General features: G+C 65.8%; 7 protein-coding genes. 3 read left to right on the forward strand and 4 right to left on the reverse strand.

What is annotated here, in order from left to right; all coding sequences use genetic code 11:
- The first annotated feature begins 354 nt into the window (after positions 1 to 354).
- Entirely contained in the window at positions 355 to 5,820 is a 5,466-nt protein-coding gene (locus HQ354_RS09115; RefSeq protein ID WP_167676326.1) for a carboxyl transferase domain-containing protein, read from the forward strand.
- A gap of 124 nt (positions 5,821 to 5,944) precedes the next feature.
- Here the strand turns inward: HQ354_RS09115 and HQ354_RS09120 are convergent, their stop codons facing one another.
- From HQ354_RS09120 to HQ354_RS09130, 3 genes are all read right to left on the reverse strand, one after another.
- A complete protein-coding gene (locus tag HQ354_RS09120) occupies positions 5,945 to 6,844 on the reverse strand; it encodes a pseudouridine synthase (RefSeq protein ID WP_167676328.1) in 900 nt (299 codons plus the stop codon).
- Positions 6,834 to 7,679: a rhodanese-related sulfurtransferase gene (locus tag HQ354_RS09125; protein WP_222635194.1), complete on the reverse strand. Its 846-nt coding sequence runs from the start codon at positions 7,677 to 7,679 to the stop codon at positions 6,834 to 6,836. Before HQ354_RS09125 ends, HQ354_RS09120 begins: the two co-directional genes overlap by 11 nt.
- Positions 7,680 to 7,792: 113 nt before the next feature.
- On the reverse strand, positions 7,793 to 9,385 hold the full coding sequence (locus HQ354_RS09130; protein WP_240931017.1) for an alkaline phosphatase: 1,593 nt from the start codon (positions 9,383 to 9,385) through the stop codon (positions 7,793 to 7,795).
- A gap of 203 nt (positions 9,386 to 9,588) precedes the next feature.
- Between HQ354_RS09130 and HQ354_RS09135 the strand changes: the two genes are divergently transcribed.
- Together HQ354_RS09135 and HQ354_RS09140 are read left to right on the forward strand one after the other, a co-directional pair.
- Positions 9,589 to 11,073 (forward strand): cryptochrome/photolyase family protein, encoded by a 1,485-nt coding sequence (locus HQ354_RS09135; protein WP_167676334.1) that lies wholly within the window; start codon positions 9,589 to 9,591, stop codon positions 11,071 to 11,073.
- 25 nt (positions 11,074 to 11,098) lie between these two features.
- A complete protein-coding gene (locus HQ354_RS09140; protein ID WP_068427095.1) occupies positions 11,099 to 11,578 on the forward strand; it encodes a GbsR/MarR family transcriptional regulator in 480 nt (159 codons plus the stop codon).
- A 4-nt stretch (positions 11,579 to 11,582) separates the two neighbouring features.
- Here the strand turns inward: HQ354_RS09140 and HQ354_RS09145 are convergent, their stop codons facing one another.
- Positions 11,583 to 12,599, reverse strand: a complete 1,017-nt coding sequence (locus tag HQ354_RS09145; RefSeq protein WP_068427028.1) for an ABC transporter substrate-binding protein — start codon at positions 12,597 to 12,599, stop codon at positions 11,583 to 11,585.
- Between the last annotated feature and the right edge of the window lie 67 nt (positions 12,600 to 12,666).

Consider the following 12,666-nt stretch of genomic DNA (forward strand, 5'->3'; position numbering starts at 1 on the left):
TCACAAGTTTTTCGCGGCAACTCCGTGAAAAACACTGTGTTGGTTGACCTTTGAAGGAAGCGATATCAATCACAGTTTGCCCGAAAGTAGTTGACATGGAAAAACACTGCCGAGCCGCTAGAATCAGTTCTCGTTCAGCCAGCGCCTGAAGATTTCGCGGGGCGGGGAGAAATCAGAATCGGATGGACGGCACGAGCGAAGAAGACGGTTGTCGGGGGGCCTGCAACGGGTGGTGATCCGCCCTCGCAGACTTGCCGGCGTCTCTTGCCCGCGCACGCGCCGACGATTCGATTCCCTCCCGCTGGCGGTCGACCCTCGACCGACGACATCCACCACCTGACGAAGAGAGACACGTTGTTCAAGCGGATAGCAGTAGTCAACAGAGGCGAAGCGGCCGTACGCCTGATCAGAGCCGTCAAGGAACTCAACGCCGAGTACGACTACGGCATCCGGACGGTCGCCCTCCACACCGAGGCCGAACGACGGGCAATGTTCGTCCGTCAGGCCGACGAAGCTGTGACACTGAACAAACCCGCCTCCGGGTCGGCGTACCTCGACTACGAGGTTCTGGAAGCTGCACTCGTCGAATCGCGTGCCGATGCGGTGTGGGTCGGCTGGGGATTCGTCGCCGAGGACCCCGCGTTCGCGGACATCGTCTCCCGACTGAACATCACGTTCATCGGCCCGTCCGCGAGCGCGATGCGCCTGCTCGGTGACAAGGTCGAGGCCAAGCTGCTCGCCGAGAAGGTCGGCGTCCCCGTCGCACCGTGGTCCGGTGGTCCCGTCTCCACTCGCGCCGATGCCCGGCGTCACGCGCAGGCGATCGGCTACCCGCTCATCATCAAGGCACGCAGCGGTGGCGGCGGTCGCGGTATCCGCAAGGTCTTCCACGAGGACGAGCTCGAACTGGCTCTCGAGCGCACCCAGGGTGAAGCCGAGCGATCCTTCGGCGACCCCGTCGTCTTCATCGAGCGCCTGGTCACCGATGCCCGCCACGTCGAGGTGCAGGTCATCGCCGACAACCACGGCAACGTGTGGGCTCCCGGCGTCCGCGACTGCTCGATCCAGCGCCGCAACCAGAAGGTCATCGAGGAGTCCAGCTCTCCGCTGCTGACGAAGGAACAGTCCGACCACCTGCGTGCGGTGTCCGCGGAACTGGTCCGGGCCGCCGAGTACTCCGGTGCAGGCACCGTCGAGTACCTGTACCAGCCCGAGCAGAAGATCTTCACGTTCCTCGAGGTCAACACCCGCCTGCAGGTCGAGCACCCGATCACCGAGTTCACCACCGGCCTCGACCTGGTCAAGCTGCAGATCCTGGTGGCGAACGGCGAGCGCCTCGAAGGTGACTGCCCTCCCGAATTCGGCCACGCCGTCGAAGCTCGCCTCAACGCCGAGGACGCCGACAACGGATTCGCTCCCGCGCCCGGCAGCGTCGAACTGCTGAAGTTCCCGCTCGGATCCGGCATCCGCGTCGACACCGGCATTGCGCAGGGCGATGTCATCCCGCCCGACTACGACTCCATGGTCGCCAAGGTCATCGCCTGGGGACGCGATCGTAGCGAGGCCCTCGCCCGTCTACGGACCGCGCTGCGCGAGACGACCGTCGTCATCGACGGTGGCACGACGACCAAGTCGTTCCTCCTGAGCCTGCTCGACCGCGACGAGGTCATCACGGCATCCGCCGACACCGGTTGGCTCGACCGCACCGACGCCGGAACCGCGACGGGCCCGACCGCGAAAGCCGACATCGCCATCGTCGCCGCCGCGATCGACGCGTACGACGCCGAAGAGGCTCGCGAGCGCGCCGCGTTCCTGACCTCCGCCCGTGGTGGACGACCCCGCGCCAGCCACACCATCGGCCGCACGGTCGAGCTCAGCTACCAGGGCCAGGCCTACAAACTCGGCGTCAGCCAGATCGGCCCGCACCGCTACCGCGTCGACGGTGACAGCGGGGACCTCCAGGTCGACGTCGAACGTCTCGGTGACTACCAGAGCCGCCTCGTCGTCGGCGACAGTCGTTACCAGGTCGTGACCGTCGCGCAGGCCGCGCACTTCCTCGTCGAGGTCGACGGCATCAGCCACCAGATCAGCCAGGACGAGGCAGGCCTCGTGCGCGCACCCGCGCCAGCGGTCGTCGTCGCCGTTCCTGTCGCCGTCGGCGACGAGGTCGAGGCAGGCCAGACCCTCGTGGTGCTCGAAGCCATGAAGATGGAAACGGCCGTTCGCTCGCCGTACGCGGGCCGGGTCAGCGAGGTCCTCGCCTCCGTCAACGGTCAGGTCGACTCCGGCGCCCCGCTGCTGCGCGTCGACGAAGCCGGTGAGCAGAAGGCGTCGTCGCAGACCGCGCGCGTGGACTTCCGCACCGTGACTCGCCCCGAGGGTGAGACGGCGAGCTGCCTCGCTCTGGCCCAGTTGGACGAATTGGCCGCTCTCATCACCGGATTCGACGTCAACGCATCTCGTGCACGGACGCTCCTGTCCGACTACGAGACGCTGCGCAGCCAGGTCCCGCGCGACGATCGTCAGGTCGTCGACGCAGAATTGGCTCTGCTCAACACGTTCGCCGACATCTGCGAGCTCTCTCGTAACCGTCCGACGATGGACGAGGAGAACACCGACACTCGCGTCCACTCGCCTCGCGAGCACTTCCACTCGTTCCTGCAGTCGCTCGATGCGGACATCCAGGGACTGCCGGATACGTTCCGCGGCAAGCTCTCTCGCGCGCTACGTCACTACGACGCAGAGGACCTCGAGCGCGGACCCGAGCTGGAGGAGGCCGTCTACCGTGTCTTCCTCGCGCTGCAGCGCATCGAGAATCAGGTTCCCGTCGTCGCCGCGCTGCTCGATCACTGGCTGTCCGACTCGTCGACGCAGCCCGCGGCAGGCTCGGCCATCGGCGAGGTCCTCGAACGCCTCATCGTCGCAACCCAGGCCCGCTACCCGCTCATCGGCGACGTCGCCCGCAACCTGCGATTCCGGCTGTTCGACGCCCCGCAGATCGCACGGTCGCGCGAGCAGGTCTACGACGGCGTCCGCGGTAGCCTGCAGTACCTCGCCGAGAACCCCGACGCGCCGGACTACGCCGCGCGCATCGATGCGCTCGTGTCGACGCCGGAGCCGTTGCTGGACCTGCTGGCAACCCGCGTCGCGGATCCGGGTGCACTGCTCGAGGTCGTCACGCGTCAGTACTACGAGATTCGCACCCTCGAGGACGTCAAGGCGTTCGACCGCGACGGCAAGCACTTCGTCACCGGCAACTTCGAGCTGAACGGCGAACGGCTGCAGCTGGTTTCGACGGCGACCGCGTTCGACGACCTGGCACGAACGATCGATGCGATCGACGACATCGCCGGGCCTGCGCCCGAGCACCTGGCCGTCGACCTGTACCTGGCGTGGCCGAACGCACCGAAGGACGGCGACGAGATCTCGTCGACCATTCATTCGGTTCTGTCGGCACATCCTCGCACCAGCGGATGGCGTCGCATCACGATCACGGTGTGCGGCACGGATGTTCGCCACGTGACGTTCCGTCGCCCGACCACCGAAGGGTCGCAGCCCCTCGCGGAGGACACCGTCATCCGCGACATGCACCCGCTCACCGGTCAGCGTCTCGACCTGTGGCGTCTGAAGAACTTCGACGGCAAGCGTCTGCCCGCGACACCGGGTACCTACCTGTTCCAGCTGCAGGCCAAGGAGAACCCGGCCGACGAGCGTCTCATGGCGCTCGCCGAGATCCGCGGCGTCACAACACAACTCGACGAGAACGGTGACGTCGTCGCGGTTCCCGAGATCGAGCGCACCGTCGCCGCGTGCCTCGACGGCATCCGCCGTGCTCAGGCAGGACGCAAGAAGCGTCTCGACGCCAACCGCATCACGCTGTACGTGTGGCCGGTGCTCGAGGTTCCCGAGGACAAGCTCGCGACGATCGCCCGGCACATCGCGCCGTCGACGATCGGTGCAGGCCTGGAAGAGATCACGATGATCGCGCGCCTCAAGAGTGGCCCGGACGCCCCGGTCCGCGACGTGGCCATCCGCTTCTCGTACCGATCGGGTGCGGGCGTCATCGCGAAGGTGACGGCCAAGCCCACCGAGCCGCTGCGTCCGCTCGACGAGTACACGCAGAAGGTGCAGCGCTCGCAGGCCCGCGGCACGGTGTACCCGTACGAGCTGATTCCGCTGCTCACCGGTTCGAAGGGCGCGTTCACCGAGTACGACTTCGACGACAGCGGCGCATTCGTGGCCGTCGATCGCCCCTACGGCCGTAACAAGGCAGGCATCATCGCCGGCCTCGTCACGACGCCGTCCGAGCGCTACCCCGAGGGCATCACTCGCGTCGCACTGTTCGGTGACCCGACCAAGGCGCTCGGTACCGTCGCCGAGGCCGAGTGCTCGCGCATCGTCGCCGCCATCGACCTGGCCGAGAAGCTCGGTGCGCCGGTCGAGTGGTTCGCACTGTCCTCCGGTGCCACCATCTCGATGGCGACCGGTACCGAGAACATGGACTGGGTCTCACGCGGTCTGCGTCGCATCATCACGTTCACGCAGGCAGGCGGCGAGATCAACATCGTCGTCGCAGGCATCAACGTCGGCGCGCAGCCGTACTGGAACGCAGAAGCCACGATGCTGGCGCACACGAAGGGCATCCTCGTGATGACCCCGGACAGCGCAATGGTGTTGACCGGCAAGCAGTCTCTCGACTACTCCGGTGGCGTCTCGGCCGAGGACAACTTCGGCATCGGCGGTTACGACCGCGTCATGGGACCGAACGGCCAGGCACAGTACTGGGCACCGAATCTCCGTGCCGCAGTAGAGGTTCTGTTCGCTCACTACGACCACGCCTACGTCCTGCCGGGAGAGCGGTTCCCGCGTCGCGCCGTCACGGCCGACCCGTCCGACCGCGACGTGCGCAGCTACCCGCACGTGCATCCGTCGAGCGACTTCACCACCGTCGGCGACATCTTCTCGTCCGAAACCAACCCGGATCGCAAGAAGCCGTTCGACATTCGCACCGTCATGCGTGCGGTCGTCGACCAGGATCACTCGGTGCTCGAGCGCTGGGCCGACATGGCCGACGCCGACACCTCGGTCGTCTTCGACGCGCACCTCGCCGGAATTCCGGTCAGCGTCATCGGTATCGAGTCGCGGGCCATCCCGCGTAAGGGATGGTTCCCGGCCGACGGACCCGACCAGTGGACGTCGGGCACGCTGTTCCCGAGCTCGTCGAAGAAGACGGCTCGCGCGATCAACGCCGCCAGCGGCAGCCGTCCGATCGTCGTGCTGGCCAACCTGTCCGGCTTCGACGGCTCCCCCGAGTCGCTGCGCAACATCCAGCTCGAGTACGGCGCCGAAATCGGTAGGGCCATCGTCAACTTCGACGGTCCCGTCGTCTTCTGTGTCGTGTCCCGCTACCACGGTGGAGCGTTCGTCGTGTTCTCCGGAGCGCTGAACGACAACATGGAGGTGCTGGCCGTCGAGGGCTCGTTCGCCTCGGTGCTCGGTGGAGCTCCGGCGGCAGCGGTCGTCTTCACCCGAGACGTCAACGCCCGCACCGCAGCCGACCCGGCCGTCAAGGACATCGAGGCCCGTCTCGCCGCCGCCGAGACCGACGCGGAGCGCACGCACCTGCGTGTCGAGCTGGCGCAGGTCAAGACGGACGTCCGCAACGCCAAGCTCGGCGAGGTGGCGTCGGAGTTCGAGGCGATCCACAACATCCAGCGCGCTCAGGAAGTCGGATCGGTGCACCACATCGTCCCGGCCGCCGAGCTTCGCCCGCAGCTCATCGCAGCGGTCGAGCGTGGAATGGCCCGCACCCAGGCGTAAGTGGTTCCGACGCAACACCCCCGGCCTCGCACAAGGCCGGGGGTGTTGTCGTGTCGGGGCACAGATGCTCACCTTTTCGCTGGATGCACGGCAACTGGCCAGCAATGTGGCGTGCACCTGACAACTACGTGAGCGTCCAGCCGGCGAGGGTGCGGCGACTTTCGAATCTGCGACGCTCCCCGGTGATCGGGTCGTCGAATTCGACTGCCCGCGCGAGCAACTGCAGCGGGGTGCCGAAGTCATCTGCGGCCGTGCGCGTGTAGTTCGGGTAGTACGGATCGCCCTGGATGGGAATGCCCAGCGACGACAGGTGAATTCGCAGTTGGTGCGTACGACCCGTGTGCGGGAACAACCGGTAGCGCGCCCTGTCGCCGAGTTCCTCGATCAATTCGATACGCGTCTCGCTGTTCGGTTCGCCCGGCTCCTCTCGTGCAACCATGACGCCGTGGTCCTTGAGAATTCGACTGCGCACAGTGCGCGGAAACTCGAGCGACGGGTCGTATCCGGCGATCGCCTCGTACTCTTTCAGGACCTGCCTGGTCGAGAAGAGTTCCTGGTAAGGGCGCCGCAACGCCATGTCGCGCGTGAACAACAGGACACCGGCGGTGGCGCGGTCGAGTCGATGAGCCGGCGTCAGATCCGCGTCGTCGAACATGCGACGCAGCCGCACGGTCGCGGTCTCGGTGACGTGCATGCCGCGCGGGATGGTCGCCAAGAAGTGGGGCTTGTCGACGACGACGATGCCGTCCGCGTCGTACAGGACGTCGAGGTCGAAGGGGACCGGAATCTCCGGCGGCGGAACCCGATAGAAGTAGACGAATCGGCCGGGAGCGTACCGTGATTCGGCATCCCAGCGTCGACCTTTCTCGTCGACGACCTCGCCGGCGGCCATGGAATCGATCCACGGATCCATCGGGTGTTCGCGCGTCAGGAATTCGAGCAGCGTTCGGGCGACGTCACCGTGCGGAAGTCGAATCCGCAACGGCGCCAGCCCATCCCGGAAGGGTAGGGGTTCAGACGGCACAGTCGATGCACACGAGGCGCAGGCCGCGTCCGTCGTCGTCGTCGAAGTCCTGGTAGCGCGACGTCGGGTTCGCGCAGACCGTGCATCGGCCGATGACCTCGGTGTGTTCCGAGAAATCGGTCGTCATCCGCTTGTCGAAGACGTACAGCGACCCCTTCCACAACCCGTCGTCGCCGAAGGTCTCTCCGTACCGAACGATTCCGCCGTCGAGCTGATAGACCTCCTCGAACCCGCGCGACCGCATCAGCGACGACAACACCTCGCAGCGCACGCCGCCCGTGCAGTACGTGACGACCGGGCTCTTCTTCAGGTGGTCGTACTTACCGGAATCGAGCTGGGCGACGAAATCGCGCGTCGTCTCCACGTCCGGCACGACGGCGTTCTCGAATCTGCCGATCTGCGCCTCGAATGCGTTCCGTCCGTCGAAGAAGACGACGTCGTCGCCTCGCTCGCCGACCAGTTCGTGCACCTGCTGCGGGCTGAGGTGCACTCCCCCGCCGACCACGCCGTCCGCATCGACCTTCAGTTCGTCGGGCGCGCCGAACGTGACGATCTCGTTCCGCACCTTGACGCTCAGGCGCGGAAAGTCGTCGCCGAGACCCTCCGACCACTTGATGTCGGCGTTCTTGAACGGGGCGTAGCTGCGGGTGCCGCGAACGTACTTCTTGACGTCGTTCACGTCACCGCCGACCGTCGCGTTGATCCCGTGTTCGGAGATCAGAATCCTGCCGGTCAGGTTGTTCGACGCGGCGAGGGTGTGCTGCCAGAGCCGGATGGCCTCGGGGTCCGGCAGCGGGGTGAACACGTAGAACAGGACGATTTTCGGTACAGCCATGGCTGCAAGTATGCCGTGGTCGGCGGGCCGGGTCCGAATCGGCGGGGAGCGAATGGCCGCATCCGGTCACTCGAGGTGACCGAACGTGACATTCGGTCGGACAGCAGGGTGTTTCAGTCCGCCCGAACCGGCATGGGCGCAGGCTCGACCCGGGCAACCCCGTCGGCGACGGTGAAACCCGCACCCCAGTACACGCGGGTCAGCGGGTCTTCCTTGGCGTCGAGGTACCAGTGATCCATCTGCACGCCCGTCGGCGTCACCTCGAACACTCCGAAGCCGTGGCTGTCGAGGTCGACGTAGCGAATGTGCCGGTTCAACGTCATGAGCGCGGATTCGGCGACGCGGCCGAGGGTGTGCGGCGGCGTCTTGGTCAGATCGTCGATGTTCGCCGACGTCACCGACGTCACGACCAGCTCGGTGGCGACGCCGCCCGTCTCGAAGTAGCGCGACGCGTCCTGCGGGATGTCGCACGCCCACGCGGAGTGGATGTCACCGGTGATGAAGACGGTGTTCGTGACTCCGTTGTCCGCTATCGCGCCGAGCAGACGCGCGCGGTCGGCCGTGTAGCCGTCCCACGGGTCCGCGTTGTAGGGCAGTCCGCCCTCCGGGATGTTCAGCAGAGCCGTCAGACCGCGCGCGGCCTCGCTCTCGAGCGGCGGCAGCAGAACCGGGGTGATCATGACGGGGTTGCCGACGATCTTCCACCGCGTCGGAGACGACACGATGCCTTCCGTCAACCACTCCATCTGGTCCTTGCCGGTGATGGTGCGGTTCGGGGAGTCGACGTCGCCACCCTGGAACGGCAAGACCTGCTGCGACCGATAGGTGCGCAGATCGAGCATGGACAGCTCGAGCAAGTTGCCGAAACGCAGCCGTCGATACAGGTGACGGTTCTGCGGTGTTCCGGCGGTGCGGACCGGCATCCACTCGTAGTAGGCCTGCACCGAATTGGCCTTGCGCTCGGCCCACGGCCCCTCGGTCTCGGGCTGGTGGTTCTGGGCGCCGCCGTCGTACGCGTCGTTGGCGCTCTCGTGGTCGTCCCACGTGCAGATCCACGGCACTCCGAGGTGCGCCGCCATCAGGTCCGGGTCGCTCTTGTACTGGCCGTGGCGGATTCGGTAGTCGTCGAGACTGACGATTTCGTGGACCGGATCGTGTTGCCGCACAACGCCGTTCTTGCCTGCGAAGCCGCCTGTCTCGTACTCGTAGATGTAGTCGCCCAGGTGGATGATCGCGTCGAGGTCCCGTCGATCCGCGAGATGCCGGTACGCGGCGAAGAAGCCCGACTCCCAGTTCGAGCACGAGACGACACCGAAACGAACCCGTTCGAGGTCGGCGTCGTTGCTCGGCGCGGTGCGCGTGGTTCCGACGGCGGACTGCGTCCCGGCCGCCTCGCCCGTCTGGATCTCGAAGCAGTAGTAGTACGTCGTCGCGGGAGACAAGCCGTCGACGTCGATCTTGACGGTGTGATCGCTGGCGACGTCGGTGACGACCGTGCCGCTGCGCACGAGCATCGTCAGTTCGCGGTCGGTGGCCACGCGCCACCGAACCGTCGTCGCCGGACCGAGCCCGGACCCAGGAGTGGCGTCGGGACCCGGTGTGACGCGCGTCCACAGAACGACTGCATCCGGCGTCGGATCCCCGGACGCGACGCCGTGCTGGAACGGAACGAACTCCGTTCCCTGCGCGTAGGCGACGGCAGGCATCGCCGATGCTGCTCCAGCCGCCGCGATCGCTACCGATGACGAACGCAGAAATCCCCGCCTGGACACACCTTGTCTGTCGCGCACCGAGCTAGTTCATTCGAACTTCGGCGCGTGGTCAAGTCGACCTGGCCACCGGGCTCGAAAGTTCACCGGAGATACACGACGAGGTTTGCCGAGGTATCGATCCGAGCACTCTCCGGTCCATGACATCCTCCGATCCGCTGTGGCTCTTCGGAGATCAACTCGGGCCGCATTTCCATTCGACGGAAGAGCACGGACATCGGGATGTTCTGCTGGTCGAGAGCGCCCGCGTTCTACGACGACGACGGTTCCATCGCCAGAAGTTGCATCTGGTGCTGTCGGGGATGCGTCATCTCGCCGACGAACTGGGCGACCGCGCGACCTACCTGCGCACCGAGACCTACCGGGACGCGCTGGAGGAGTTCGGCAGACCCGTCCTCGTATTCGAACCCACGTCGCACTCGGCAGAGCGCTTCGTCGAGACGTTGTCCGAGGAAGGCCTCGTCGTCGACGTGCTACCGACGCCGATGTTCGCGCTCAGCCGCGGCGATTTCGCCGAGTGGGCCGGAAATCGCACTCACTTTCTGATGGAGACGTTCTACCGCGATCAGCGCAGGCGCTTCGACGTCCTGATGAAGGGCGACGAACCCGTCGACGGACGGTGGAATCTCGACGAGGACAACCGCGAGCCGCCGCCGAAGAAGCGCGTCACGCTCGGCGTCGACGCACCGTGGTGGCCCGAGGAGGACGAGATCGACGAGCAGGTCCGCACGGACCTCGACGAGATGGAACTCGACACCGTGGGCGAGGACGGCCCGCGGGTGTTCGCCGTCACCGCGGACGAAGCACGAAAAGCGGTGCAGCACTTCGTCTCCTATCGTCTTCCGGACTTCGGCAAGTACGAGGACGCCGTCATGACCGACGACTGGACGATGGCTCACTCGCTGCTGTCGGTGCCGTTGAATCTCGGGCTGTTGCAGCCCCTGGACGTCGCGGAGTCCGTCGAACAAGCCTGGCGCGACGGCGGCGCGCCTCTGTCGTCGGCCGAGGGCTACGTCCGTCAGATCCTCGGGTGGCGCGAATACGTCTGGCACCTGTACTGGCATTTCGGTCCCGAGTATCTCGACAGGAACGAGCTGAACGCTCACGAACCGCTACCGGAGTGGTTCGACGATCTGCACGGAGACGAACCGGTCGCGGCGTGCCTGTCGCACACTCTGTCCGAGCTCCGCGACCGCGGGTGGGTCCATCACATTCCGCGACTGATGATCCTCGGCAACTTCGCGTTGCAGCGCGGCTACGACCCGAAAGCGCTGACCGAATGGTTCGCGACGCGGTTCGTCGACGGCTTCGCGTGGGTCATGCCCGTCAACGTCATCGGCATGAGCCAACACGCGGACGGCGGTCTGATCGCGACGAAACCGTACGCGTCGGGCGGCGCGTATCTGAACCGCATGACCGATCACTGTGGCGGATGCGAATACAACCCGAAGAAACGACTGGGCACGGATGCCTGTCCGTTCACCGCGGGATACTGGGCGTTCGTACACAAGCACCGAGATCGGTTGGCACAGAACCACCGAACGGCGAGGCAGGTGTCGTCGATGAACCGGCTGGCCGACCTGGATCAGGTGCTCGAACAGGAGCGCCAGCGCGAGGTGTACTGAACGGCCCGTGGCAGAATCACCGAACATGTCGGGACCCAGTGAAGAAGCGTTCCCCGACTGGTTCGTCGAACGCTTCGCCGACTACTGGCAGTCCGGCGGCGCGTCGCGCATCGAGGGTCGGATCATGGGCTACCTGCTCGTCGACGAATCACCCGGCGTCACCGCCGCTCAGCTCGCAGAGGCGCTGAGCACCTCCCGCGGATCGGTGTCCAACTACATCCGACGCCTCATCGCACGCGGGTTCGTGAAACAGGTGCGGCGGCCGAGAGACCGGATGCACTACTACGTCATGGATTCCGACGTGTGGGGCGGCTTTCTCGAGAACGAGCACGCCTACCTCGAGAACCAACGCGCGCTCGCGACCGAGGCATTGAAGTACGCCGACCCGAACGGTCCGGCCTACCTCCGTGTCCTCAACATGCGCGACTACATGGGATGGATCATCGACAACCGCATGCTCCGCAGCGAGTGGACTCGGTTCAAGGAGGAACGGGACGGACGCTGACGCACTACAGCTTCCCGACGGCCTCGTCGATCATCGGCACGTAGCGTTCGAGTGCCCACGGCACGGTCAGCGGGTTGATGATCGACGACCCGGTCACGAACGGCTGCTCGGTCGGTGCAACGACGGACCCACGCCCGATGGCCGGAATCTGGTTGTAGGCGGGCTGGGCTTCGGTCTCCGCGCGGTTCTCGGCGTCCGAGTAGAACGTGAAGATCAGATCCGAATCGTTCAGCAGATTCGCGTTCTCGAGCCCGATGACCGCCGAGTCGGTGCCCTCGGTCTCGTCCAGCGTGTAGACGACGGGGTCGACCTCCAGGCCGAGTGCACGCACCATCGCGACGCGCTGCTCCTCGGCGAGGAACACACCGAGCGTCGCGGGCCCGGTGTTGTAGATGTACGAGAACGTGACGTCCTTGTACTCCGGATGTGCGGCGGTGGCGTCGGCGAACTGGCTCTTGATCTTCTCGATCTCCTCGGCGGCCTTGGCTTCCTCACCCATGGCCTTGCCGATGACGTAGATCTGGTCTTCCCACGTGATGGTCCACGGCTGCTCTTCGTACGCGACGACGGGAGCGAAGTCGTTCAGCGCGTCGAACTGCTCCTGCGTGATGCCGGACCACGGTGCGAGGATGAGGTCGGGATCGAGCGCGAGGACGGCCTCGATGTTCAATTCCGTTCCACCGGTGAATTGTTCGGGTAGCTCGTCGGCGGCGACTGCATCGTGAATCCACGGAAGATAGCCGGTGTCGTCGCTCCCCCACTGGTACTCCTCGATACCGACGGGCACGGTGCCCAGCGCGATGGCGGTCTCGGCGGACCCCATGCCGAGGGTGACGATGCGCTCGGGCTTCTCGCTGATGACGGCTTGGCCGAGCGCGGAATCGATCGTCACCGTCTCGAATTCGCTGCCCGACGCGTCCGCGGTGGTGTCGTCGGTCGACGAGCTACACCCCGCGACGACCAGGGCTGCAGCCAGGAAGCCGGACAGCATCGCGGTGCGCCGGAGAGGGAGGTGTCGCATCGAAGCCCTTTCGCTAGGTGAGCGCGAATGTATAGCCCTCTATACATTTCTGCTCACAGGCGGTTTA

It is taken from the genome of Rhodococcus sp. BP-261 (assembly GCF_019835205.1).
Classification (GTDB): Bacteria; Actinomycetota; Actinomycetes; order Mycobacteriales; family Mycobacteriaceae; genus Rhodococcoides; species Rhodococcoides kyotonensis_B.